The following is a 26,931-nucleotide window of genomic DNA, read 5'->3' as shown; positions in this document are numbered from 1 at the left end:
CAGCCACCTAACTAAAGGGTATACCGAATTGCATGCCCGTCCCCGGCCTCAACAGCCCAAGAAGTAATTTCTCTAATTAATGAACGCGATACAAGCTTGCGCAGAACAAGCGGCAGCTCTGCCTGAAGCTGGCTCAGTCCTGAATGCTGTAGAAGTTCTTTAATACTCCAAGCCTCCTTACGGCTGCTCAGGATATGGAGAAGCATAGCGCAACAATCCGCCATTTTTGACATTAACGCAAACTCGCAGGCCAGCAAAATCAGTTCGACTCTCTGCTCCAGCGTTTCTGTACTTACTGTCAGTTCCTCATATAACTTATGAACCGGAGAATTCAAATTCTTGACCTGTCCCCAAACTGCGGGTTCCGGAAAATATCCGGCCTCGCTCACTTCAATACGTGCCCAATGATACAGAGCGATCAGCACGCAGTTATAAGCATCCATAGTACAGCCTGCTTCAAGGTAACGTTTCGACTTCACGTACATATGTAGAAACCGGGAGAATTCCATAAACAATACCCGCTCTTTCAGCGGACCTTGAAACTGAATGAGTTCCTTCCGCATCTCCGCCAATATCCCCTTAGGGTCCCAGATCACCTCACCGGACATTAAACTGGTAAGGAGTTCATTATTGTCCCCTGCCATCACAGCGCGTTCCAAAGCAGATAGACCCACATGCACGGATTGCGTCCGCCGGTCCCCGGCAATGGTGTGGGTTATAATTCGCTCTGTCTCCTGTTCCTCATGCAGCATGAGCACCATCATATCAAAGTCGTGCAGCAGCGCGCTCTGAAATGTGTCATTGCCTCTTTGCCGCAAAGCAACGGCTCCAAGAACATTCTCATCAAATGTCTCCCCACTTAATAGGGTCAAATTGGACAGTTCCATACTTCCCTCCATCAAATTTGGCGATTTTGCATCCAGTCAGTTATAATTCTCTTTACATAAATGATATTCTACATATTCATGTCAGTTCCTCCTGGACAACCGAACTATATTTCAGTTAGGAGATAATACTCATGAAATTTAAATCGGCCAAAATCAACGCTTTTCGCACCTGGGGACTGCTTCTTACGATGCTGGGTATGGGTCTTATGATTATGGGAACCGCAGGCATTGTATTCTGGGGATCTGCAGGCAAGGTTGTCGCTGCTATCGGTCTCGTCATTGGTCTAATCTCCATGATGGCCAGTCTGGCCATCTACTTCTGGGCGGGCATGCTCTCAACCAGTGCTGTCCAGGTGGAATGTCCCGAATGCCATAAGCTGACCAAAATGCTTGGCAAAACGGACCGCTGTATGTTCTGTCACACCATCCTTACGATGGACCCTGCACAAGCCACAATTACTGCTGAAGAACTTGAAGTCCAGCAATTGAAGCAATAATCGAATTCATATGTCTTTAATAATCTCCTGGCGGATACAAATAAAACGGGTGTCGTCCTCTAATGGACGACACCCGTTTTATAATTAATCCACTTAAGCATTATTCAACAATTGCCTTGAGTGCTTCCCACGCTTCCGGATTGGCAAAGCTCCGATTCCATGAGGCTACCCCGCCAAGGCCGAAGGACTGCGCCAGCTCGACTCTGGCTGCCAGCGAAACTTTATCCTCGATCCATATTTTGCGCAGAACATCCTCTTCTTTATATTCCACATAATTCTGTCCTGCTTCCTTATCAAGAACCGGTGTCAGCTTCTTCTCGGCAAGTATCTCCTGGACCGCATTCATACTGACGGCCTTGGAACTTACTTTGGTTTCACCTTTCTCGGTCTTCTCGGTCCAGATACGAGTGTACAAGGGTATCCCCAGAATCAGCTTCTCGGCAGGCACTTCATCTTCTTCAATAATCCGGTTTATAGAATTCTTCACCCACGGCAGGGAAGCCACAGAACCGGCAACCGGACTGGCCGCCCAATGCTCATCATAAGCCATTACGATCAGGAAATCCGACACGGCTCCAAGCGCCCGGCGATCCAGGAACAAGGACCACATTTCACTGTTTGATTTCGGAGTTACATCAATAGAGACAATCAGATTCCGGCTCTGCGCCATGGGCTTCAGTTCCCGCATAAACTGGGTTACATTAGGTCCATCCTTGGTGTATACATTCTCAAAGTCGATATTAATACCGTCCAGGTTGTACAGATCCGCATACTTCAGCATCTGCACAATTGTATTCATCCGTCTGTCATACGTGGATAGTGCCTCCGTAGTCAGGTCCGCCTCAAAGCTGTTGCTGAGCAGTCCCCATACCTCCATGCCCTGGGTGTGAGCCCAATCTACATAGGCGCTGTCAGCCTGGCTGCGTACATTGCCATTAACATCGATAATACTGAACCAGGTTGGACTAACCACATTAATCCCAGGCAAATCAGCGAATTTCGCAGGATTCGGCTTGCGTTCGTAGACTGCCTCCCAGAACATATTAACGGGCTTTCCTTTCCAGCTGCGTTCGGCACGGGTAGGAGCCACAGGCTGCTGCACTACTGTTCTATTCCCGTCTGCTAGAATATCGTCCGCCTTGACGAACCCTGTATATCCGCTCTCCAGCTGCACATACAGCCAGCCTTTGATGTCTGAATTCCAGATTCTCACTGTGGCTCCCGGCGGCATATCAGCAAGGATTGGCGCATGTACGGAGGCTCCGCTGCGGAGCGCTTTGGTCCGTCCGCCTTCCTTACCCTTCACCTTGCCTAACGGCACCGATTCGCCGGCAGTCATTAACAGAACAGCACCGGTACTGCTATCCTCGTCTACCTCAAAGCCATATAAGTCCTCCAGTGTATCTGCCGGAAGATATGTCACCCCATCCTTCTCTTCAGGCGCAAGACGAAGCTGCAGGGGCTCATTGTTCAAACTTGCTGCTGTTGAATCTTCCTGCATATATAAAAGACTGCTGTCTGTCGACAGAATCACAGACTTGCTCTTTTCCTCGTAACGGATAGATGAATCTACGTATTCCTGTAATAGCGGCAGTGGTAATAGCAGGCTGTCCCCTGTCCCTGAGGCTGAGTATCCGGTAAGCTCTCCCTTAACAAAAACAGGCTTCTCCAGCCCCTTCCAATCCGGATCCAGATGCTGACGGTTCGGTAATACATAATATACAACCCAAAAGGCTGCGGCAGCTATAATGACAAGTCCCAATAAGCGGCGAAAAAGACTTCCACGCTTTTTGACGCGTCTTTGTCTCTGTCTTCTGTCCAAAATATATCCTCCAAACAGTATGATAAATTTATAATCAGATAGCACTTCTGTTAAGTATACGACATCGCGGCCCTATTGGTTGCGCCAAACTGCTGGAAGCTTTGTATTTTTGTAACAGCTCCATAGAAAAAAGCGTGTATAATCCGCATTCGGATTCTACACGCCTGCAATTCCATATCTTAGTGCTGCTTCTCGTTGCAGCATTTGCAAACACCATACAGTTCCATACGTAATCCATGAATCTTAAAGCCTGTAGCCAATTCGGCACGCTCCTCTACCTCATGGAGAGAAGAATAGCTGAAATCCTCAATCTTACCGCATTCCTGGCAGATGACATGATAATGATCAGACACATTGGCATCGAAACGGCTGGAATTATCACCGTAGGTCAGCTCGCGGACCATACCCGCTTCTATAAACATCTTAAGATTGTTATACACCGTTGCCACACTCATACTGGGAAACTGAGGCTCAAGCGCTCGGTAAATATCGTCTGCCGTAGGATGATTCATCGCTTCCATCAGATACGTAAGAATCGCATGACGCTGAGGCGTAATACGGACACCGGTTGTCTTCAGTTGCTCCAATGCATGCTGTACGCCACTACCCATCCATGCCACCGCCTTTAATTATACAACTTAATAATAACTCTAATGTAATTGTAAGACCGGGCTTTCAATGTTGTCAACGAAGTCCTTACATTATATTCATTATTATATAATAAAAATTACTTATTTCAATATTTGCTCACATTTAAATTGCTGTTTCCATCCACACGAAGCTTGAACTCACCCGTTCCGATCTGGCCGGAGAGGTTTTTTTTGTCGATTACAAGTCCCGGCAGGTCCGTTACAATATCCCCGTACCCGCTTGAGCCCTCCACCGTATAATTACCCGTAAGCGGTAAGTAGAGATCGATATCTCCGACAGCACTGTAGATATCCCAGTCTCCGCCGAAGTCGTTCGAACGAATGTTGATTCTGCCGTTCAAAGATTCGGCGTGCAGCTTCGATCTGGCTCCGGCTACCTCCACATTGCCGTTCTTCGTGGACAGATCCAGTGCATCTCCGCTATCCGTTGCCGATATATTACCGACTGCCGATGACAGCTTCAGAGTCCCGCTAATCTCCCAGGCCCCCATATCACCACCGCTCGTAGTCAGTTCAACACTCCCCTGTACGTTTCTGGCGCGTACTGCGCCATTGAGGGTTTTCCCTTTTACATTGCCGTAAATACGGTGCAGGATCAGCTCCCCGTTCCCTGTCTCCAGAGAAATATCTGAAATAGCCTCCACGTTCTGCAGAGTAATACCGCCGTTCATCGTGCGTACCCCCAGATCAAACCGTCGGTCCTCGGGCAGGGAAATGTCCAGATCTATCCGCGGCTGGCGTTTGCCGGATTCACCGTACGCCTTCCCCTGGGGAGTGATCTTGATCGTCGTGTCTTCTGTCACATCGACAAAAGACTGATCCGCTATGGATTCGGCAAGTACCCCGTCCAGCTGATCCACCCAGACTGTTGCTGTAATCTCAATATCCTCCACAGCAGCCCGGTGGATCAGAATATCCCCGTTAATCGCATCAATATTGATTCCGGACGTATTCAGTTCAACTGGAACAATAAGCGGAGCCTTCTCATAACGGCTTCCTTCAGCTTCTCCATAATCAACTGCCGCTACAGTCAAATTAAGACTGACCCGGTTCCACAGATGCAGATAATGCTCCTGCTCCGTTACGATAAATACGCATGCCGAGAGCAGGATGGCCGAGAACAGTCCGCGCAGGTCCATACGGGCTCTGGCAGTAGTGACGTTCTGGCTGCGGCGGCGGGAAAAGAAGTGGATCAGCAGATACTCCACTCCCCATAATACCGGAATAACAGGCCACCATTTCAGCAGCAGCATCATATAATCAGTTCCGTCACGCCAATCCATGAGCAACAGAACTCCGACACTAATCAGCACTGCGGATGCAGTATATCTGCCCACACGCCGGCTCCGCCGTTCCTTGCTCAGACGTGCGCCCGAGTCCTTAGCAATCTCCCGTACACCCAGAAGCAGGCCCAGAATCATCAGCAGAACCGCTACGGTTGCACCTGCGGAGTTCTCAATGAACACTTGAAGCCAGGGCGGCTTCTGGCGGAAGAGGAAGAGCAGCGCCCCGCCAATGAGCAGCAGCAGACCAAAGGAAACCCCCGGCTCGCTGATTCTCACCCGGCGCCCTGCATTCTTCGCAGAATCCTTCATATCCGATAGTTCAGGGTCATGCTCTTCAGGGAACCGCAATATCCGGTCTGCAGACTGGAGCACATCGAACACATTATAGAAGTACAACGCCGGGATCAGGAGCGCCAGCAAAATTAGCAGCGGTACATTGATCTGCATCCCGATGGATGAGAAATACAGCAGAGCCACAATATCCAGCAGAATAAGAAAGATAAACGAAATTCCTTTACGGAGCAGCCCGAGATACAGATGTCCCGTGCCGGGAATAACTGCAGCCAGCAGGCCGGCTATAAATTTGCGTTTGCGGGGACGCCGCTTTTGGCGGGGAGGGATATAAGGGGCCTTAGGTTCTCCGCCAGCTTCAGCTTCCTGCAAAGCAGCTTCCTTCTCTTCATCCTGCACGGGATTATTCTCATGATCATGTTGACCTGAATTCATCTCGGCACTCCTCCTTTCAGAACGTTTGCTTCGCTTGTCATTCAATCTTGCCGCTCTTGTGAAACTCTATCAGCTCCACACCCGGAGCTACCTCTTCAACACCTGCAGGAATAAACCCGTGTTTGGTGTAGAGCGTTACTGCCGGAACATTCAGCTTTCCCGTAGATACGATAAACTGTTCCATTTCCGCATAACGGGCAAAGATAAATTCTAACATTCTGCCCGCCACCCCTTGGCGAAAATGATCCGGACTTACCATCATGCGTGTAACGGTCAGCTTACCGGGAGCCTCCTCCATTACTGCAACAGCCCCCATGAGCTCCTCATTGTCGTCGAGACAGCCGTAGAAGTCCTCTTTAACCCGGCTCAGCATGTCTCTGGTCTCCAGCAGCGGCGGGATATCACGGAACCCTATGATCTCCGCTTCCAGGCGGTACGCCTTATGCTGAAGACTCCAGAGCTCATCCAGTATTATCTCATCCTGCAGATCCAGCTTCACTATTGTATCCATCCGTACAGTCCCCTTATATACTGCAGAGGGCCTGCCGTTGCCGACAAGCCCTGTGCTCATGATTCTATGACTTATTACCCAATCTATTAGCCAAAAGCAGCCCCTAGCTGTTCAATAAGTCAGCGAGCAGCGTGTTAACAAGACCGGGGTTTGCTTTCCCTTTGCTTTCTTTCATAACCTGGCCAACGAGGAAGCCGATCGCTTGTTTCTTACCGGCCTTGTAGTCTTCGACAGATTGCGGATTAGCAGCGACCACATCCTGGACAATTTTTTTGATTGCCCCTTCATCACTGATCTGGACCAGCCCCTGCTCTTCAACGATAACTGCCGGCAGCTTACCGCTCTCCAGCATTTCTTTGAAGACGGTCTTGGCAATTTTGCTGCTGATGGTTCCGCCTGCGATCAGGCCGATCATCTCACCCAGCCCCTGCGGCGTAATCTTCACCTGGGATAATTCCAGATTATTGCTGTTCAAATATCCCAGCAGGTCTCCCATCATCCAGTTGGCGACAGCCTTGGCATCCTGTGTGTAGGCCAGACTGCCCTCGAAGAAATCAGCGAGCGGCTTGGATGAAGTAAGCACTCCGGCATCATAGGCAGTCAGGCCAAATTCTTCACTGTAACGGGCCTGCCGGGCATCCGGAAGCTCAGGAATGGTTGCGCGGATATCCTCCTTCCAGGCATCGCTAATATGCAGCACGATAAGATCCGGGTCCGGGAAATAACGGTAGTCATGCGCTTCTTCTTTACCGCGCATAGACAAGGTCTTACCTCCAGCTTCATCCCAGCGGCGGGTCTCCTGGACAACGATCCCCCCGTCGTCCAGTATCTCGCCTTGACGGAACTGCTCATACTCCAAACCGCGGAGTACGCCGCGGAAGGAGTTCATGTTCTTCAGCTCTGCCCGGATGCCGAATTCCTCCTGGCCTTCCGGCCGCAGGCTGATATTGGCATCACAGCGCATCGATCCCTCTTCCATCTTCACATCGGATACATCGCAGTACTGCATAATGGCGCGGATCTTCTCCAGATAGGCGCGCGCCTCCTCCGGTGAACGCAGATCGGGCTCAGAGACAATCTCAATAAGCGGAGTCCCCACCCGGTTGAAGTCAACCAGTGAAGCAAAGCCGCCGTCCACATGAGTCAGCTTGCCCGCATCTTCCTCCAGATGAAGACGGGTGATGCCGATCCGTTTGGTCTCTCCGTTCACTTCAATATCAATCCAGCCGTTCAGGCCGATAGGCTGGTCATATTGCGAAATCTGGTACGCTTTTGGCGAATCGGGGTAAAAATAGTTCTTGCGGTCGAATTTGCTGACATCGCCGATCGTACAGTTAAGCGCCATTGCAGCTTTCATCGCGTACTCTACGGCCTGGCGGTTAAGAACCGGCAATACGCCGGGGTGGCCGAGACAGACTGGGCAGGTATGTGTATTGGGCGGAGCGCCGAATTCTGTGGAGCAGCCGCAGAAGATTTTGGACTTGGTATGAAGCTCCACATGAACTTCAAGCCCGATGACCGTTTCATATTTAGACATAGATAATCTCATCCCTTAAAAGTTTTGTGGGCATATATACTCAAACTGGTAGCTACATTTGCGGACGGGCCTTGTGATGCTCTGTATGCTGTTCAAAGGCATGCGCAACGCGCAGTACCGTACTCTCGTCAAACTCCTTGCCGATAATCTGCAAGCCGACAGGCAGGCCTTCCGCGAAGCCGCAAGGGATGCTGATGGCAGGAATACCAGCCAGACTGACAGGAATGGTCAGGATATCATTCAGGTACATCGTCAGCGGATCTTCGGTCTGCGAGCCCAGCTTAAAGGCTGTGGTTGGCGCAGTCGGGCCAATAACGACATCATATTTCTTGAACACTTCATCAAAATCCTGCTTAATCAACGTGCGCACCTTCTGCGCCTTCAAATAATAAGCATCATAATATCCGGAGCTCAGTGCATAGGTACCCAGCATAATCCGCCGCTTGACTTCAGGTCCGAAGCCTTGGCTACGGGAGTTATGGTACAGGTCAAGCAAACCGCCGCCATTGTCTACACGAACCCCATAGCGGACGCCGTCAAAACGGGCCAGGTTGGAGGAAGCCTCTGAAGAGGAGAGCAGATAATAAGCGGCTACGGCGTATTCAGTATGCGGGAGAGAAACTTCTTCCCACACGGCGCCAAGACCTTCAAGTACTTTAAGCGCTGACAGCACAGATTCGCGGACCGATGCATCTACGCCTTCGCCGATGTATTCCTTCGGCACTGCAATGCGCAAACCGGAAATATCGCCGGTCAGCGAGCTCAGGTAATCCGGAATGCTGACCTTGGCCGAGGTGGAATCCTGGGCGTCATAGCCTGCAATAGCCTGCAGTACATATGCGGAATCCTCAACGGTGCGGGTAATCGGACCGATCTGATCCAGGGAGGAGGCAAAAGCTACCAGACCGTAACGGGAGACCAGGCCATAGGTAGGTTTAAGACCGACCACTCCGCAGTAGGAAGCCGGCTGGCGGATCGAGCCGCCGGTGTCGGAGCCGAGGGTGAAGAACACTTCTCCGGCCGCAACCGCCGCTGCCGAACCACCGCTCGAACCGCCGGGAACACGCTCCAAATCCCATGGATTACGCACAGCGCCGAAGCTGGAATTCTCATTTGAGCCGCCCATGGCGAACTCGTCCATGTTCAGCTTGCCGATCGTTACGGCATCGGCCTGGCGCAGCTTGGAAACTACTGTGGCATCGTAAACCGGCTGGAAATTGGTCAGGAACTGGCTGGCACAGGTGGTGCGCAGACCTTTGGTGACAATATTATCCTTGATTCCGGCAGGAAGTCCGAACAGCAGACCGCGCGCGGCTCCGGAAGCCAGCTTGTCGTCTAGTGCGCGTGCTTGATCACGGGCACCCTCTTCATTCAGCGTCAAAAAAGCATGAACCTTACTGTCATGCTCCGCAATGGCAGAAAGCGACGCTTCCGTCAGTTCACTGACCGAGACCGCTTTACTGTGCAGCATGTTATGTACTTCAGGTAATCGATATTGAAACAGGCTCAACTTGCTTCCTCCTCTCAGGCTTTAGTTATTCCAGAACAGCGGGAACCTTAAAGTGTCCGTCTTCATCTTCCGGTGCGTTAAGCAGCGCTGCCTCCTGGGACAGGCTCTCCTTGACTACATCGTCACGCATCACATTACTGACCTGCAGCACATGAGTGGTCGGCTCTACATTCTCAGTATCCAGCTCATTCAATTTCTCGGCATATTGTAAAATAGCATTCATTTGTTCGGTGAAGGTAGCCTCTTCTTCCGGGCTTAATTGCAGTCGGGCCAGCTTGGCCACATGCTGCACATCTTTGACGGTGATGCTCATAATGAATATCCCTCCTGTTTAAAGGGCTAAAGCGCCCGGATAACGTTTTTAATTATATTGTAGACGGCCTTACAATTCAATGCGCTTGTCGATTGAGGGAGATATATGCAGCAAAAGACCCGCACCTGCTGATTGTGGCAGGAAGCGGGTCTTTGACTGATTAAGCTTAATCCGGCTAATGATTCAACCGGTAATACAGGTCATTCCAGCGCAGCTCATTTTCAAGTGAAATCAAGGTGCTGGAGGCGTCGATGACAAGACACTCGATTCCTGCCATGCGCGCCCAATCCCGGAGCTGTTCACTCGTTGTGTGGAAGGAAAAGGCGAAGTGATGTGCACCCCCGGCCAGAATCCAGGCTTCCGATGCACGGGTCAAGGACGGCTGCGGCTGCCAGAGCAGGCGCGCTACCGGCAGATGAGGCATTCTATATTCATTCTGTACGGCATTCACTTCATTGACGATCAGGCGGAACCGGTCGCCCATATCCACCAGGGTGGCATTGATTCCTGTGCCGCTTGCGCCGCCAAATATTAGACGCGCCGGAGCTTCCTTGCCGCCGACAAACAAGGGATGCACTTCAATCCTTGGTCTGTCCGCAGCCAGGGACGGGCAGATCTCCAGCATATGGGAACCCAGCACCATTTCATTGCCCTTTTGCAGATGATACGTATAATCCTCCATGAAAGAGGTGCCTTGATTCCCGGCCATAATCTTCATCATCCGTACCAGCGCGGCCGTCTTCCAGTCGCCTTCACCGCCGAAGCCGTAGCCTGCCGCCATCAGCCGCTGAGCCGCCAGCCCCGGCAATTGCTTCAGTCCATGCAGGTCCTGGAAGCTGGTCACGAACGCTGTATATCCGCCCTCCTCCAAAAATTCGCTCAGCGCAATCTCCATCCGCGCCTGTTCACGAATGGCTTCCCGTTCAGCGCCATCGGCGCGACCCTGATCCGTAAAGTCGTATAATTCCGCGTATTCATCCATCAGCGTACGCAGCTTGGCATCACTTACACTTCGAACCCGTTCAGCCAGATCGCCGGCCGGATAGCCGTTGACCGTCCACCCCAGCTTGATTTGCGCCTCCACCTTATCGCCTTCCGTCACCGCGACATCACGCATATTATCGCCGAACCTGGCGATTCTCATCGTCTGGCTCCCGGTATAACCCGCCGCCGTCTTCATCCACCCTCCGATTCTTGCACGGACCTCTTCATCCTTCCAGTGGCCTGCAATAATCTTTCTGGGCATTCGCAGGCGGGCGCCTATGAACCCGAACTCACGGTCGCCGTGCGCCGCCTGGTTCAAGTTCATAAACTCCATGTCGATACTGTCCCAGGGAATCTCGACATTGTATTGGGTATGGAGATGGAGCAGCGGCTTGCGCAGCTGGGTCAGCCCCGAGATCCACATTTTGGCCGGAGAGAAGGTGTGCATCCATGTGATCACCCCCGCGCAGGTCCCGCTGGAATTGGCTTCAAGGCACACTCGCAGAATCGCTTCCGGAGCCGTAACCATTTCGCGGAATTGGATCGGATACGGGAGGCCCCCTTCGCGGTTTAACTCCTCCACCATTTTCCTGGAATTCTCCTCCACTTGCTCGAGTACATCCTCTCCGTACAAACCTTGGCTCCCTGTGACAAACCAGAATACATAAGGCTTAGCCTGCAGCATATCAAATTCCTCCGTTAGTTCAGTTCGTTTTGAATTTCAATTCAATCTCGTAATGAACGGCTTCTCCAGGCTCCAGCAGCTTCAAAGAATGCGCTCCGCGCTCTTCCGCTCTCCCCCGGGTCCAGCAATTGGACGGCTCGAGTCCCAGCACATGTTCACCTGCTCCGGGCATTCTCCACTGCACCAGTCTGGGCAGCGTCCGCTGATCCCACTTCAGCTCTACCGTCAGGCCTCCCGATGAAGCGGATAAGCCGGGTACAGGAAAAGAAGGGCTGCTGATTTGAGCGCAGATATATGTTTGCTGCTCCAATGGCTCATGGTAGTACACTTGTTCCTTGAAACGCTGATCCGGCGCCTGCCATTCATCTATCCGTGATATCTCCATATCATCATCACGCGGAGCACAGCTGCTCTCCGGCAAGATGATCCTGGTATCCTCCGCAAGCAGCGGAAAGCCAAAGTTGAAATGATACAGCATCAGATGCGGGGCCGGGGTAAAGCCTGCATTCTCCACGCTATCGCGAAGCTGCAAACTGTTCTCTCCAAGCCTGCTTGTAATCGTGCGGGTCAAACGCAGCTTATGTCCAAAAATGGACGTCTCCTCTATGACTCCCCGCAGGCGCATCTCATATTCATTGCCTTGCCATTCCACCTGATATGAAGCCTGGCGTGCGGGTGTATGATGGATCTGCCCATGCAATCCATAAGCTCCGTATTCATCCCGGCCGGCCGCGCCCGCCTGCGACAAGCCGCAAGTCATCAGCAACCCGCCGGAAGCTGTGTGCAGCCAGTGATTCCCCTCATCCCTGAAATAAGCGGCATGGGGATCGCCGTTGGCGGCAGACCAGCTAACCGGAATGCCGCAAAATTCAGCCAAAGAGATATCCAATCCCTTGCCGGGATGCACCCAATAGGAGAGGCCGGAGCCGGTCCGCACACGGAACACTTCCTGACCGGCCTCCGGCCCTTCTCTCATTACAAAGGGCTGCACTCCCGCAAGCTGCTCTATTCTCCCAACTCTGGCTTCCAGCTCACGACGGGTCCATTCTCTGCCATAAAGTCTTGCCATACCGCCATTCCTCCTGCACCCGGGAAGGAAAGCCTCAGGCTTGTCCGGCACTCCCGAAAATTCTCATCGTACGAACAATATCCTGCTGCACTGCTTCCATAGCCCATCTGGATAGATCATGATAATAGCTTTTGCGCTGCTGCGCGCTGTTGGCCGCCAATTTCGCCTGGAGGGTATTGGCCACTTCATGCGCCATATTGGAATAATAGTTAAGCTTGCGGATGCCGCACTGTATGGAAGTTTCATAGGCAGCTTCATCCAGTCCGGACCCGCCATGCATCACCAGCGGCAGGCCTGTAAGCTCTTTGATGAGCTTCAACCGCTCAAAATCCAGAACCGGTTCTGTCAGATAAACACCGTGCGCGGTCCCGTAAGCAACGGCGAGCGCATCGACATCGGTATGTGCAATAAAGGTCTGTGCCTCTTGGGGATTGGTGTATACATCGTCCGGATCATATTCTTCGATCTCTTCCTCCGCTCCGCCGCCCTCCGGACGCAGAATCTTGCCAAGCTCGGCTTCTACGGAAACTCCGAGCGCCTTGGCGATTTTGCTGATCTCATTGGTCTGGCGGATATTCTCCTCCAGCGGCAGATGCGCACCGTCGAACATCACCGACGAGAAGCCGAGCTGCATCGCCCGGATCAGAATTTCGTGATCCTGGCCGTGGTCCAGGTGTACCGCAACGGGAACCTGCGCTTGCCTCGCAGCCGCCAGTATAATGGGAGCGATCACCTCCAGCGGAACAAGCGGAATATGCACTTCCGCAAAGGACAGAATGACCGGTGAGCGTGCCTCCTCGGCCCCGGCAATGATTCCCCGGATCATCTCCAAATTAATCACATTGTACGCGCCGACGGCATAACGCTTGGCTTCGGCATCCTTCATTAACTCTTTCAGGGTCACTAATGGCATTCTTCAACATCTCCTATGGGTTCGACATGACGTTATTCACTGCTTGATACAGCCGTTTATATTTGGCGTAATTCTCGTCATAGTGCTTGCGGTTCTCCGGGCGGGGATAGAAGGTAGTGCCCACCTTCACCAAATGGCGGGCAGCTTCTGCATAGGAAGGGAACACTCCCAGCGCCACCCCGGCCAGAATAACCGCTCCAAGAATACCCGCCTCTTCGATATCGAGGGCGATGACGGCCCTGTTCATGATGTCCGCCTTGATTTGCAGCCACAGGGCGGACTTGGCACCGCCGCCGCAGGCTTTTAGTTCTCTGATACGCATACCCGCTTGCTCCAGACAATCCAGATTGAGCCTCATCTCATAGGTGACGCCCTCCATCAAGGCTCTGTACAGTTCACCCTTCGTGGTGTTGAAATTCAAGCCCGCGATGACCCCAACCGCAGCCGGATTCATGTATGGAGTGCCTGAGCCGGCAAAATGCGGCAGTACCAAGATGTCCGTGGGACCTTCTCCGGCGCTCTCGCCCATAATCTCATAGACACTCCGGCCGGACTCATCTGCCGCACATTTCTCTTCATAACCGAACTGGTCCCTGTACCACTTGAGCAGGGAGCCGCCGGTGAAATTAAACGCATATGTGGTATAACTTCCCTGGATATAAGGAACCAGCGCCAGCTTGCTGAGCGCAAGCGCTTTATCATTGACCTGCATTTTATGAAAGACCGGCGTGATGCACTCTACGGTGCCAATGCCGTCTACGGCCGAGCCTTCTTCCGTGACTCCCGCGCCGATGGCAGCGCATACCTGGTCATGTCCGCCGAGCACCAGCTGAAGGTGGGCAGGCAACCCCAGCGCCTCAGCCGCTGCGGGTGAAATCCGGCCGAGCCGTGATCCAAGCTCCAGCGCCTGGGGAAATATCCCGCTCCTTAAGCCTGACGCCCGGATAATCTCCTCATCCCACTCAAGCCGGTGGACATCAAAGGCCATCGTTCTGGACGCCAGCGAATAGTCGATTACCGGTCCTGCACCCAGCTTATAGAGAATGAATGATCCAAACGGCAGAAATGTATGAAGCCGCTTATAAATGTCCGGCCGCTCTTCGCGGTACCACATCAATTTGGAGAGGGTGTACATCGGATGGGGATGAAGGCCCGACTTGCCAATGATGTTCTCTTCTCCGATATGCTCCACCAAAACCTCCAGTTGCTCGCTTCCCCGCCTGTCAATATACAACAGGCTGTTTCCAAGCACGCAGCCCCCGCTGTCGAGCAGAACTGCAGCCTCCCCAAAGGAAGAAACGGACAGTCCGGCAAGCATGGCAGGCGGTCTGTCATACTTGTTCATTGCGGAACTGATCACAGCTACCACCGCTTCCCACACCCGCTGCGGACTCAGCTCATAACAGCCGCTTTCCGGCGATTCCATGGGGTATTCCCTGTATGCCTGGGCCAGCACCTCACCCGTTGGAGCCATGATCAGGCATTTCGTGCCTGTTGACCCGATATCTAGGCCTATGAGATCGACGGCCATGTCCCCGATTCAGCCCCTCTCCCCATCCGGGACGTATTTCACACCGGCTATACTATAGCGCTCAGAGATTATGTCTTGTTGCTCTATGCTCAGACCGCCTTCTTGGGTCACCTTAATTGTGGCAAAAGGCAGGCTCTCAGAAATCATGGAATAGCTGACTGCATCATCACATAAAAGCGAGCATTCCCCTGCTTCCGCACCGTACAGAACAGGCTCTATATTAAAAACGGTGTCGTCCCGGACACATAGAACGGGCTCTGCCCAAGGAATTAGCGCGCCCTGTTTGATATACAGAGGAACTTCATCCTCAGCAACCTGGCGGGTGATCCATTGTCCGCCGTTCAGCCACTCTCCGGTCAATCGTTCGTACCAGCGGCCTTGAGGCAGGTAGAGCTTACGTGTGTCACCGTTACCATAGACAACAGGAGCAGCCATAAGATCCTCTCCAACCATGAACTGGTCGAAGCAATCCAGCACCTCAGAGTCACCCGGGTAATCCATCACTAAGGGACGTATAGGCGGTACCCCCTGCTGACGGTATCTGCCAAATGCGGCATACAGGTAAGGAATCAGACTCATTCGGATTTGCAGAAGCTTTCTGCATTGCTGCGCCAGCTGCGGCCAATCCTCCAGCCATTCACCGGCATGGTTCTTGTCATGATCGAATTGCTTCCACGGCGGCGAAGGAATCATATAACAGTTAAGCACCGCCAGAGGCGAGAAAATCACTGCGCCAATCCGGCGCAGCAGCTCTTCCCTCGTTGCTGTCTGGCGGACCTCCGGCGACCAGAGCAGACCTGAGAAGGACGCTGTGGCCAGCCCCCGTACGAAGTCTTCATGGTCGTAGAGGTCGCTGTACAGTACATAGGGATAGGGCGCCGCGAGCGCATGGGAAGCGCGCACCTGTCCATAGGTCCGGCGATCCGCTGCCTTGAACGGGGCGAGCATCGTTTGCTGATAGAGCTGGCCGAACAAGCTGTGCATCTGCTCCCCGTCCGCCCCTCCCGGAAAACGGGCGAAATCGGGAAAGCCCCAGTTGCCGATATAATCGCCGTTATCGCATTCATCCAGCTTGAAGCCTGACAACCCCGCCTCAATGAAGGGCTGGTGGATGTCCGTGAAGGCTTTCCGGGCCTCAGCTTGGGTGAAATCCGGCACCAGACCGTCCCATACATAGCTGTCGGCCGAATAAGGCTTCAGCTCCGGGAAGACAGGACTATCAGGATGCACATAAGCATGTTCCCACAGATTAAGCCGGTACCCCATATCATTCAGATCCTGGATCAGCCTTGTTTCATCTGGAAATCTGTTGCTGTCCCACACATAAGTACAGGAGTAGGCGTTCGTCTGCCAGCCGGGCTCCAGACCAAACATGTCGCAGGGCATCTCATCTTCCCTGATTTGCCGGGCTAACTGCAGGACATCTTCCTGATCCGCATGCCAGTCGGCGCGGTACATCACACCCAATCCCCACATCGGAGGTAACGCCCCGCCGCCGCTGAACAGATTATAGCGGCTGACCGCGTCCTTCATATCCCCGCCGCAAAACACATAAATATCTACTCCTTGCGCCGCAGGGATATCCACCAGCATATTGCCGCTTCCCTTTTTCACTTCCCAGTGCCCCTTCTCGGTGCCTGCCGATTCGAAGCCTTCCAGATCCTGCTTGCTGCCAACTCTCTTGCACCCTCCGCTGAAAAAGGTCGCGTACCGGGCCGTATCCACCAGAATGGCATAACCGGCATTACTTACATAAAAGGGAACCGGCGCATGGGAGTCGCCCAGATCCGCGGACGGGTCGGAATTCGTGCGCAGCTTCTTCTTGCTGCCGCTCTGTCTGAACGATTTAAGCTGTAAGCCCAAACCGTATACTTCCTCTTCCGGCTCCAAGGGAATCTCCAGCAATACGGAGCCCTGGCGCGGTTGAAAATGAATGTCCTCCCTTAGAAAGGGAAGCGGATGATCTTCAAGCGCATTCAGCGCTTCGAGACATGTGACAGGCTTCAATACCGATACCGGTGTAAATTCTTCGGGTGTTCCGAAGGTCAGCTTAAAGATTCCGCTGGCAATTTTCTGCATAATCCATTTCTCCTACTGTAAATAGTTTTTGGAACTATCCCTTCACGCTTCCCAGGACGAGACCAGACACGAAATAACGCTGTAAAAAAGGGTATACACACAAGATGGGCAACGTGGCCAGAATGATTTGCGCGCTCTTGGTCGTGCGCGGTGAGATGCTGGCCAGGAGTGCGGCATCCTCAGACCTCACATTGCTGAAATCGAAGCTGACAATAATGGAGCGCAAATAGGTGGCGAGCGGATAGTTCTCGGTCTGGTTCATGAAGATCATTCCGTCAAACCAGCTATTCCAATGCCCTACCATAGCCAGCAGCAGGATGGTCGCAAAAGCAGGCAAGGACAGCGGGAAGTATAACCGCCACAGGATGGTCCAGTGTCCGGCTCCATCTATGCGGAAGGACTCATCCAGTTCCCGGGGCAGTCCTCTGAAGAAATTGATCATCAGAACGATGTTGAAGACCGCCAGGGCTGTCGGCAGAACCAGTACCATCATGGTATCCAGCATGTGGAGGGATTTCACCTGCATGTACAGGGGAACAATGCCTCCGCTGAAGAGGATGGTGAACATGAAAAACCATACATAAAACGTCCGCATGCTGAAATCCCTGTTCTCCCTGGAAAGGGGATAAGCCGAAATAAAGGTAACCAGCATCTGCAGGGCGCTCCCTACAAGCACCCGGATCACAGCCACGCCCAAGGATCTTAGAAATTCCGGACGGGTAGCGATAAATTTATAAGCGTCCAGTGAAAAGTCCGACGGAAAAAACCGTACCTTCCCCATCGCCACCGCCGAGGCGGAGCTGAAGGAAATGGCTAACGTATTGACGATCGGCGCAATGCAGAGGATTCCCAAGAGAATGAGAAACACTTTGTTGAATACTGCGAACACGGTGCTGCCGTTCAAACGGTATTTCACCCTTGCTCCCCCTTTCAAAAAATGCGGTAATCGGCAAACTTATAGGCCATATAATAGGAAACTGAAATAAGTACTCCGGACACCAGTGATTTAAACAGTCCCACGGCTGTCGCTACGCTGTACTGTGCCTGATTGAAGGCCAGCCGGTAGACCAGCGTATCCAGGATATCGCCGGAATCGACCACCAGCGGATTGAGCAGCATGAATACCTGCTCGAACCCGGCGTTCAGCACATTGCCCAGACTGAGAGTAGCCAGAAGAATGATCGTAGGACGAATGCCGGGCAGCGTAACATGCCAGATCTGCCGCCAGCGGCTGGCTCCGTCAATCATGGCTGCTTCATACAAATCCGGATTGATGGAGGTTAGCGCAGCCATATAGATAATCGTATTGAATCCAAAGTTCTTCCACACTTCAGTAGTGACCAGTACGCCGGGGAACAGCCGGTTGCTGGACAGGAAGCCCACCGGCTCTCCGCCAAAGGCCTTGATGAGGCTGTTAATCACCCCCTCCAGACTGAGGACATCCAGAATGATGCCGCCGAGCACCACCCAGGACAGGAAATAAGGCAGGTACATCGCAGTTTGCAGCACCCGCTTCAGCTTCTGGCCGCGCATTTCGTTCAGCAGCAGCGCAACAACGATAGGCACAATCAATGAAAATACAATTTTCAAAATCGAGATATAGATCGTGTTATACATGACTTGCCCGAAGCGGGGCATGGAAATAATATATTTGAAATTGTCCATCCCGACCCATGGACCGGCAAGCCAGCCCTTGAACACGCTAAAGTTCTGGAAGGCCATGACAATCCCCATCATCGGGATATAGCAGAATAGAACGGCCAGTATAATTCCCGGTATCAAAAACAAATGATACGGCAACTCATGTCTGAAGCGGCTCTTCAGGTGCAATGCTCTCACAATAGGCTACCCCTTTCATCACAAGCTGGCGTTGATCTCGTCCAGAATCTGCTGGCCGCCCAGCTTGTGCCACTCGGATACGAAGGTATCGAAGGCGTCAATAGGCTCCGCACCCATGATGATCTTCGTGAAAATTTCACGTTCATAATCGCCCAGAATGCCCATTTTATTCAGCATCGTTTCTGTGGTGCCTCCATAAGCCTGGGGAATCAGATGATCCGTGCCATAGCCCTCCACAATCGTTTTGAAGGCTTTGACCTGGTGATACTCCATATAGCCGGTCCCCTTGCCGTCCAGATAAGCTATGCTCGGTTCGTATTTCCCCGTCTCGGTCAGAGCCTGATCCAGCTTGCTGGGATCGCGCTTCTCGATGGCTTCGATCAGGTATTCCAAAGATTTCACGGTAGCATCATCGGTCGTAAGGGTCCGGGCCAGGGACAAGTGCCCCTGTTCCACAATGGTCTGCCCTTTTTCGAAAGCAAAGAATTTCTTGACTTCGGGATCATTCCGGTTCGGACCGTAGGCCATCTCGTTGTAATCATTCAATAATTGGACGAGAATTTCGGGATGCTTATAGTCTTTGTTCACCGCGTAGTAGCTCACCACGGTTGTGCCTACATTGGCAAATACATCCTCGCCGTCGGCGCTTGGGGCCGCCAGTGGAGTCCAGACCATATCCGGCTGGCCCTCCAGACCCGTACCGTACATGTATACGTTCCAGCAGCGTCCATAGCTGATGCCGTATTTGCCGCCGCTGACCTCCTCCGTTACCTTGGTCGTATCCTTCATGCCAAACTCAGGATCAATCAGGCCGGCCTGATACATTTCTCTGAGCTTAGCCAAGGCATTCTTCATTTCAGGCTGCACGCTGCCGTAGGTGATCTTGCCGTCATCTCCTTTGAGCCAGCTCTGCGGATAGGCATGGTAGCCGTTGAAGAATCCGGTGGTGGAGGTAATCCCGTCGAATAGCCAGTTGCTGAACGCCAGCCCGCCGGTGTCGTCGATGCCGTTGCCGTCCGGGTCCTGTTCCTTGAAGGCCTTGGCCACCGCAATCACATCGTCGATGGTCTTCGGCACAGGCAGGTTCAGCTTATCCAGCCAGTCCTGCCTCACCCACAGCAGACTGGGTTCATAGATAACCGAGGTCGTGTAAGGCAAAGCCATGAGCTTGCCGTCGAAGGTGGCTGAATCCATCGCAAGGCCGCCGTCACCGGTGAGAATCTCCTTCGTCAAATCAGACGCATGCTCCTCGAAAACATCGGTCAGATCCGCTGTCATACCGGCCTTTACCATGGTCTCCAGCTGGTTGGTGGAGGCTTCGATGACGATATCCGGAATCGATCCCGAGGCAATGACGATGTTCAGCTTCTCATTGTATTCATTCTGCAGAGCTGTCCATTCGTGTATGACGTTCAGATTGAACTTGTCAGCATAATGCCGGTACCAGATGTTGTTCGTAAAATCATCCCCTGCGGGATAACCCCAGGTGGGCAGGGAATAACGGCCTACCCGCAGGTCAATGGGTTGCTTGGGATCGGCACTGGAGCTGGCAGTGTCTTTGGTATTGGATGGAGAGCTGCAGGCTGTCAAGGCCAAAAGAACAGTACTAATAGATAAAGCGGCAATTTTTCTCATGATTTTGCTTCCCCCTCATATTCGGTTTCTGCATGATCTCTTTACTGCTCAATCAGAGCCGGCTGGCCCCAGAAGGCCCGGTCATATCCGTAATCGCCCAAAGAATCGGTGATCAGGGTGATGATGACCGAAGTTCCGGCATACTCGGCCAGCGGGACACTGAACGGTGTCCAGGCCCCGCCCGGCATCATATCCTGCGACCACTTTACCGTTCCGTTCACCGCTATGCGGAAGCCGGCGCCCTGGGAGTCATCCGATCCATCCTTAATGCCGGCGAATCCCTGCAGTACAGCCTGCGTGTCTGCGGGCAAATTCAAGGCATATTCAATATGCGTCTGCCCGTGCTGCGGCGGGTGGGCATCCAGCCCCTGCTTCTCAAGACCGAGTACAGAGCCGCTTCCCGGGAATCCGCCGAACGGAGACTGGGCTTGCCCTTCGCTTCCGTCCTCGAACACCAGGCTCGAATGATATGGAGCGCCGGGTAACGATAATGGCAGCTGCACAGGAGCAGACACGTTGTGAATCAGATACACCGTACCCGAGGCAGGTGCTGTAATTTCGTAGTGATTGTTACCTAGACTTACAGACGAGGCTGCTCCGTAGCTGGATTGCACCACAGTTAAGGGCAGCGGGCTGTTCACCTTGAAGCTTACGCTGCGATTGCCGCCGTAAGTTGCAACGGCTACCGTCGGCGCCACCCATACGGCAGAATCATTGTCCACCGTCACACCGGGATGCGTCTCCAGCCGGAGGGTCACTTCTTTGCCTGCTAATTCCGACAAATCCAGCTCCATGGCTGTAGGTGAGGCGCTTCTGCTGAACTGCTCTTCACTCAGCACCGTACGGTCCCCAGGCGCTTCTGCCTTATCCCAGGCAGATACCTTGAAGGTGACACCGTCACTGCTCGCAACGTTCTGCTCGGAGCCCAGCTGCACACCCGCTTGAAAGCTCGCTGCCGCTGCTGCGGGCAGACTGATATCATATTCCAGCCAGGTATGCCCGCCCTGCCACTGTCCTGCGTAAGGCGGATGGGCCAGGATCCGGTCGCCCCAGTGCTGCACAGTTCCTCCTCCGGGGAAGGAGTAGGAGAATCCGCCCGTGGTAGGGAACGGGGCTGCGGTTGTATGGACGGTGCCGTCTCCCAGGACCTCTCCTGCTCTCACCGGTCCTTCGTAATTCAGCAGATCTATATCACCGGACTGAAGCTTATCTTCCATAACGATGGTGGTGTGGGTGGACCGGCTGGACAGCCGTTTTAACGCCACATCCTCCGGCCACTCATAGACATGGAATCCTTCGGAATCGCGGACCTGGTTCAAATACAGATACGTTTTGTCCGGGTCCAGCCCGAACAGCTTTTGTTCGTCATAGAGCAGCCACCCCGGAATGCTTCCCGGCAACGGATAGGTCTCTGCCCCGTACAAATAACGCATGATATCGGTGCCCCCGCCGGAAGGGTTCCCGTCGTAGGCGGTCAGCTTCTCGCCATAGGAATCGCGCACATATTTGGCACTGCCGCCGTTAGCTGTCCTGAAAGCAAACAGAGTGGGATCTGACATATTGCTGAAATCAGCTGTAGGCTGTGCGCTCTGGTACCAGCCCGCTTCATCCAGCAATTGTTCCATCAGCGGCGTAGGATTGGCGATCTGGCCCAGATTAGGTCTTGTGAGCATCGGAATAGCCCCCAGCCGGTTCTGAACAACCTTATGCCAGGCTATGAAATAATCCTCCGTGATCGGGTTCGCATGATCGGGATGACCGTAAATGGTCGTATACGGGGCAAAAATCGCTGAGCTGGCCGGAACCACCTGATTGATTTTGCTGTCATCCCACGTTCCGCTCGCGGAGAAGATGCCATAGGCATGGCGCTGCGCAAAGGACTCATGCCGTGTCGTGATTTCATTCAAGCTCTCCCCGCCCAAGGCGATATCCGGCAGCGCTTCTCTAAGCTCGCGGTGCAGGGCGATATTGCCTTGCATCATGTTGTTGCCGTCAATCAGGCCGTTGGCATCGTTATACATGAGCAGCGACTGGTCCAGATGCAGCGCGTCCGGTCCGACCTCATTCACCAGGGCAGTCATCTTGTTAACGAAGAGTTCCCGCCATGCCTCCGCCGCCGGATTAATAACGGCAAATGAAATCTGTTCCGATCCTGCTGTATACTCCCAGCGCTTCCGCTCCAGCGTGAACGGATCTTTCACCTGATAGGGCTGCATCTGTGTGTAATTCTCGTTGTTAAACGATGTTCCGAATATATTGACATACAGCATGACGCGGAAACCCAGCGCCTGAGCAGCGTCGATCCTGGCTGCGATATCCGGTTTAGGCTCATAGTTGGGAAAATTCACATCATAAGGGTCCGCTCTCCAGCCGGGAACAACCAGCAGCGTCCGCTCCGCATCTACCCGCTGTGCAAGCTCCTCAAGCATCGGCTGGTCTTCCAGATCCGTCAGCACCGTGAATCCTATATCCTTGGCCCAATCCGGTGCCTTCGCGGAAGATTCAGCTAACCCGAAGGCGCCATCTGCCCACTCCCGGTACATCGCCGATCCTTTTGCCCAGTCACCGGCGTATGCTTTAAGCCGCCAATCGGTGGAGACCGCCTTGGTCGTTTGCTGAAATGGAGCGGGTGCTTGCGTCTCTATTCCTACATAGAAGCTGCCATTCTCATGCTTCACATGCAATGTTTTGAAGAAATCGGCATTGTCATCCGCATGAACCAGCAGTCCGCCCTCTGCCCCCTGCACAAGAAACATCTGCGCCTCCCAGACATCGGGATAGGTGAACTGGGAGAAGCCATAGGCGGCGTCCGGTGATTCAGCAGTGAGCCGGATCCCGCCCAGTGCAGGAATAATCAGATCATACGTATCGGGGATAATGAATCCCCATTGCACGCCCGATATGCCTAGCTGCTCTGTCTGCGCATGCTGGCTGACGGTCAAGGTACCGTCATATTTACGGGCAACCGTCGTCTCCAGCTCAGCTAGCGAAGTGCCCGACCCCCAAGTGTGTTCATAGGTGACATGCCCTCTCTTCGCTGAAACGGTGGAAGCTGCCGTATCATTCCACAGATTGTTCTGCGCCAGATGGCGGATACCGGTCAGCTTTCCTTCGTTGCCGCGGGCCAGGTTTATCGTGCCATAAGTGAAGTCTATGGCGGCCGTGCCGGAATCAATCGTCACCTTTACATTAGCCGTATCTGCAGAACTAAAGCCCGGCAGACTGCTATACAAAAGGATACACGCCACACATACCATCACTGTTCTTCTGACAACATTGATCATTACCTATCCCCTCTCTTCATCCGGATTGGAATGGACCTACATTGCAAACTGCCTGAATATGAATTCCGCACTCCCCTCACTCACGAACAACCCCGTCCCTCCCTGCTGGAAATCATACAGCCGTGTGCTTAATGCAAGCTCCTCGTTCACATAGACTACGCATACCTGATCTTCCAGATATATGCTTAACGAGCAGGCGCTTCCCGGCAGCAATTGCAGCGGCCGCTCCATGCCGACGGCGTAGGGGACATCTCCCTTCCTCGGCCACTGGTCAACAACAATCCGGTTACGGCCCGGCTCCAGCCGGATCATATACCCCTGCCTGAACTCCTGATCGGTCCGCAGAACAATGCCGCAGCCCCGGGTGCCGGGAGCGAACGTTATCGTCGCCTCCAGCTTGCAGGCGCCGTCCGGTAATGGCCCCGCATAGGCACCGGCGAAGGAATCGGTTGCCGTAACCGCGGCCGTGCTGCCGCTGAACTTCCAGCGTCCGAGCACTTCGGTGAAGGATAAAGCGCTTTCCTTATTGAACGCAGCATTCAGGGTATCCGGCACTTTTACAAGCAGCGCACCATCCGTGCCCTGTACTACTTCATGCACAACCAGATGTCCGCCCCATTGCCAGGTGCCCCCGTCATGCTCGCCTTCCCGCGTCGGGTTCCATCCGAATGCATAACGCCGCTCACCGTCAGTCCAGGTCTTGGCGGCATAGAATGCCCGGGTATCAAGTGCATCGTTCTCCGGCGCCAGCCAAGGTCCCTGCAGCGAGCGGCTCATCCGGTAATGCGTGACTGTACGGTCCGAGAATGTCGAGTACAGAAGGTACCACCATTCCCCCATCCGGAACAGATCCGGGCATTCGTGAGTCGTATACAAGTAGGGAGCCCAGAACGGATCGCGTACCTCCCAGCCGGTCAAGTCCTTGGAGGCGCATAGGGCAACGCAGCCGCGGCGGCCCGCTGGCCCTTCCTTTAACCGGGCGGCAAGCAGCATCCAATACTCCCCCGCCTCCTCGTTCCAGAACACAAACGGATCGCGCCAGTCATGCTCCTCGTAGACCTCCGTTGGGGCGTAGAAGGCATCCTGCGGCCGTTTTTCCCAATGTACAAAATCGCTGCTGACCGCATGCATCACTGCCTGCTGCGCCTTGCCTTCCGCCGGATAATGAAAATTGTTGCCGGTATAGAAAATATGATACAGTCCGTCTTTCTTGAGCACGCATCCCGTATAGATATACAGGTCCTGCTCGGATACCCCTCCCCTGGGCAGAACCTCTCCGTATTCCTTGTAGTGAATGAAATCCCGGGTCCCCAGCAGAAACCAGGGCGTGCCTTCACCGTGTCCTTCCCTGTCGCGCCAATCTTTCAGATACAGAAGCTTGAACTCGCCGTCTTCATAGAACGGGATAACGTCGGCCAGCCAGCCGTCTTCAGGCTTGTAGAATAATTTGCTCATGCTGCTCGTTCACTCTCCTCCATACGGTTCATTAATTTCTTCCAGGATCGCCTTACCGCCAAGCCGGTTCCAATCCTTTACGAATCGATCGAATTCATCAATGGACACCGCACCCATAATAATTTTGGTGAAGGTTTCTTTCTCGAGTCTGTCCAGCATGGCCCACTTCTCTGTCATCGTAGGGGTCTGTCCGCCGAAGGCAGTCATCAGCAGCCGGTCGCCGCTATAGTGGTCCATGGTCGTTTCGAACCCGAAATATTGATGGGCAACGGCCCAATTGTCCATATTCCCGGTTGTCAGGTAATCGAGAGTCGGCCCGTATTTGTCGGTTTCGGTGAGCGCATCCTTCAGCAGGCTTCCATCCTCGTTCCTGATGGCCTCGCGCAGTAACGACAACGACTCTGCCACATCCTCGTTGGATACACCGGATTGGACAAAGGACAGCCTGGAGGTGTTGATCCGTCCGCCGGCTTCTTCCACGGTAATGAATTCGCCTTCGCCGCGTCTGGAGCCGTGAACTACCTCTTCATGCAGGTTCAGCATTTTCACTACAGCCTCCGGGTGCTGATAGCCTTTGCGTACTACGACATATCCGCTTGCCGAGAAGCCTACGCTGGCCTTGGCCGGCACGCCATCCACTGAAGGCACCGCAAACGGCTTCCACTCCATTCCGGGGTTTTGCCGTACCGCATCCAGGAATACATAGGGATTCCAGTTGGCACCGAACGTCATGCCGAGCTTGTTCGCGGAGATATCCTCCACCACCTGGTCGCTGTCCTTGACACCGAATTCCCGGTCCAGCTGCCCGCTCCTGTACATCTCCTGAAGCTTGCCCAGCGCACGCTTCATCTCCGGCTGAATGGAACCGTACATCACTTGACCGTTCCCGTCCTTGATCCAGGTCTGCGGATAAGCGTGATACGCATTGAAGAATCCGGTAACCGAGGCAATGCCGCCATACAGGTAATTATTGATGGCCAGGCCAAAGGTATCCTGCCGGTTGTTGCCGTCGGGATCTTGCCCCGTAAATGCATCGGCAATCGCAAACACCTCCTCCAGCGTTTTGGGCTCAGGCAGACCCAATTTGTCCAGCCAGTCCGTACGCACCCACAGCAGATTGGCTTCGTAGATCGGAGCATTGACGATGGGAATGGCCAGCAGTTTGCCGTTGAACGTGGCGGAAGCCAAGGCCGCACCGCCGTCTCCCATCTGCAGTTTTTTGGTGCGGCTGGAAGCGTAGCGCTCGTAGACCGCGGTCAGATCTTCCAATTGATCCGCATCCGCCAGCTGTTTGAGCTGGCCTGCCGAGACGGAGAACATCTCCGGCAGACTGCCCAATGCGATCAGGACATTCAGCTTGCGGTTGTACTCGCCCGGCAAGGCGGTCCAATCGTGTTCAATTTCGATGCCCAGCAGGCTGCGGTACTCCCGGTACCAGATATTATCTTCAATGCTGTCACCGCCGGGATACGTCCAGGTCTGATCAACCGGACGCGCGATATGAAGCTTAATCGGCGGATCGTATTTTCCAAACGGGTAGGCTTCATGTTCCGCAGAGTTCAAGCTTCTGTCCGTTCCGGGACTGCCAGTGCTCAGCAGAAGCGACAAAACGATTCCGTAAGACGTCAAGACTGCCAATCTCTTTCCCTTCACTTCTTATCCCCCCTAAATCTTGGTGGGTCTTTCGTGAAAGTTCGCCTTATTTAGCATTATTATAG

At 53.5% G+C, this 26,931-nt stretch carries 20 protein-coding genes; 1 reads left to right on the top strand and 19 read right to left on the bottom strand.

Annotated elements, in window-relative coordinates; all coding sequences use genetic code 11:
* Nucleotides 1–11 precede the first annotated feature (11 nt).
* The gene (locus tag MHI42_RS25120; protein ID WP_042239683.1) at nucleotides 12–887 is read right to left on the bottom strand and encodes a nucleotidyltransferase-like protein; all 876 of its coding nucleotides are present in this window, start codon (nucleotides 885–887) and stop codon (nucleotides 12–14) included.
* 131 nt (nucleotides 888–1,018) lie between these two features.
* Here MHI42_RS25120 and MHI42_RS25115 point away from each other — a divergent pair, with 131 nt between their 5' ends.
* Nucleotides 1,019–1,384 carry a DUF2614 family zinc ribbon-containing protein gene (locus MHI42_RS25115; protein WP_039310396.1) on the top strand — a complete coding sequence of 122 codons (366 nt, stop codon included), beginning with the start codon at nucleotides 1,019–1,021 and terminating at the stop codon, nucleotides 1,382–1,384.
* A gap of 100 nt (nucleotides 1,385–1,484) precedes the next feature.
* Here MHI42_RS25115 and MHI42_RS25110 read toward each other — a convergent pair whose 3' ends face one another.
* From MHI42_RS25110 to MHI42_RS25025, 18 genes are all read right to left on the bottom strand, one after another.
* Nucleotides 1,485–3,206: a glycosyl hydrolase family 18 protein gene (locus MHI42_RS25110; RefSeq protein WP_342420982.1), complete on the bottom strand. Its 1,722-nt coding sequence runs from the start codon at nucleotides 3,204–3,206 to the stop codon at nucleotides 1,485–1,487.
* Nucleotides 3,207–3,385: 179 nt separating this feature from the next.
* The gene (locus MHI42_RS25105; RefSeq protein WP_039310392.1) at nucleotides 3,386–3,817 is read right to left on the bottom strand and encodes a Fur family transcriptional regulator; all 432 of its coding nucleotides are present in this window, start codon (nucleotides 3,815–3,817) and stop codon (nucleotides 3,386–3,388) included.
* A 125-nt stretch (nucleotides 3,818–3,942) separates the two neighbouring features.
* Nucleotides 3,943–5,868, bottom strand: coding sequence for a DUF4097 family beta strand repeat-containing protein (locus tag MHI42_RS25100; RefSeq protein ID WP_342420981.1), 1,926 nt, complete (start codon nucleotides 5,866–5,868; stop codon nucleotides 3,943–3,945).
* 37 nt (nucleotides 5,869–5,905) lie between these two features.
* A complete protein-coding gene (locus MHI42_RS25095; protein WP_342420980.1) occupies nucleotides 5,906–6,379 on the bottom strand; it encodes a GNAT family N-acetyltransferase in 474 nt (157 codons plus the stop codon).
* Nucleotides 6,380–6,482: 103 nt separating this feature from the next.
* Nucleotides 6,483–7,928, bottom strand: a complete 1,446-nt coding sequence (gatB, locus tag MHI42_RS25090) for an Asp-tRNA(Asn)/Glu-tRNA(Gln) amidotransferase subunit GatB (protein WP_342420979.1) — start codon at nucleotides 7,926–7,928, stop codon at nucleotides 6,483–6,485.
* Nucleotides 7,929–7,968: 40 nt separating this feature from the next.
* Entirely contained in the window at nucleotides 7,969–9,426 is a 1,458-nt protein-coding gene (gatA, locus tag MHI42_RS25085; protein WP_171717944.1) for an Asp-tRNA(Asn)/Glu-tRNA(Gln) amidotransferase subunit GatA, read from the bottom strand.
* Nucleotides 9,427–9,451: 25 nt separating this feature from the next.
* The gene (gatC, locus tag MHI42_RS25080; RefSeq protein WP_042139983.1) at nucleotides 9,452–9,739 is read right to left on the bottom strand and encodes an Asp-tRNA(Asn)/Glu-tRNA(Gln) amidotransferase subunit GatC; all 288 of its coding nucleotides are present in this window, start codon (nucleotides 9,737–9,739) and stop codon (nucleotides 9,452–9,454) included.
* Between the two features lie 175 nt (nucleotides 9,740–9,914).
* Complete coding sequence (gene araA, locus MHI42_RS25075; RefSeq protein ID WP_342420978.1) at nucleotides 9,915–11,408, bottom strand: L-arabinose isomerase; 1,494 nt, start codon at nucleotides 11,406–11,408, stop codon at nucleotides 9,915–9,917.
* A gap of 19 nt (nucleotides 11,409–11,427) precedes the next feature.
* Complete coding sequence (locus tag MHI42_RS25070) at nucleotides 11,428–12,477, bottom strand: DUF4432 family protein (RefSeq protein WP_342420977.1); 1,050 nt, start codon at nucleotides 12,475–12,477, stop codon at nucleotides 11,428–11,430.
* Between the two features lie 34 nt (nucleotides 12,478–12,511).
* Nucleotides 12,512–13,390 carry a class II fructose-bisphosphate aldolase gene (locus MHI42_RS25065; protein ID WP_342420976.1) on the bottom strand — a complete coding sequence of 293 codons (879 nt, stop codon included), beginning with the start codon at nucleotides 13,388–13,390 and terminating at the stop codon, nucleotides 12,512–12,514.
* A gap of 13 nt (nucleotides 13,391–13,403) precedes the next feature.
* On the bottom strand, nucleotides 13,404–14,921 hold the full coding sequence (locus MHI42_RS25060; RefSeq protein ID WP_342420975.1) for an FGGY-family carbohydrate kinase: 1,518 nt from the start codon (nucleotides 14,919–14,921) through the stop codon (nucleotides 13,404–13,406).
* A gap of 9 nt (nucleotides 14,922–14,930) precedes the next feature.
* The gene (locus MHI42_RS25055; RefSeq protein ID WP_342420974.1) at nucleotides 14,931–17,000 is read right to left on the bottom strand and encodes a TIM-barrel domain-containing protein; all 2,070 of its coding nucleotides are present in this window, start codon (nucleotides 16,998–17,000) and stop codon (nucleotides 14,931–14,933) included.
* A 34-nt stretch (nucleotides 17,001–17,034) separates the two neighbouring features.
* On the bottom strand, nucleotides 17,035–17,916 hold the full coding sequence (locus MHI42_RS25050; RefSeq protein WP_042139988.1) for a carbohydrate ABC transporter permease: 882 nt from the start codon (nucleotides 17,914–17,916) through the stop codon (nucleotides 17,035–17,037).
* Between the two features lie 14 nt (nucleotides 17,917–17,930).
* Nucleotides 17,931–18,842, bottom strand: a complete 912-nt coding sequence (locus MHI42_RS25045; RefSeq protein ID WP_342424799.1) for an ABC transporter permease subunit — start codon at nucleotides 18,840–18,842, stop codon at nucleotides 17,931–17,933.
* Nucleotides 18,843–18,857: 15 nt separating this feature from the next.
* Nucleotides 18,858–20,474 (bottom strand): extracellular solute-binding protein, encoded by a 1,617-nt coding sequence (locus MHI42_RS25040; RefSeq protein WP_342420973.1) that lies wholly within the window; start codon nucleotides 20,472–20,474, stop codon nucleotides 18,858–18,860.
* 41 nt (nucleotides 20,475–20,515) lie between these two features.
* Nucleotides 20,516–23,758 (bottom strand): DUF6259 domain-containing protein, encoded by a 3,243-nt coding sequence (locus MHI42_RS25035; protein WP_342420972.1) that lies wholly within the window; start codon nucleotides 23,756–23,758, stop codon nucleotides 20,516–20,518.
* Between the two features lie 36 nt (nucleotides 23,759–23,794).
* A complete protein-coding gene (locus MHI42_RS25030) occupies nucleotides 23,795–25,213 on the bottom strand; it encodes a family 43 glycosylhydrolase (protein ID WP_342420971.1) in 1,419 nt (472 codons plus the stop codon).
* 9 nt (nucleotides 25,214–25,222) lie between these two features.
* Entirely contained in the window at nucleotides 25,223–26,866 is a 1,644-nt protein-coding gene (locus tag MHI42_RS25025; RefSeq protein ID WP_342420970.1) for an extracellular solute-binding protein, read from the bottom strand.
* Nucleotides 26,867–26,931: the final 65 nt, after the last annotated feature.

Origin of the sequence: Paenibacillus sp. FSL E2-0178 (genome assembly GCF_038593005.1) — a bacterium.
Lineage (GTDB): Bacteria > Bacillota > Bacilli > Paenibacillales > Paenibacillaceae > Paenibacillus_AQ > Paenibacillus_AQ phytohabitans.
The sequence above is the reverse complement of the archived record's forward strand: the minus strand, read 5'-3'. Positions and strand labels throughout refer to the sequence as shown.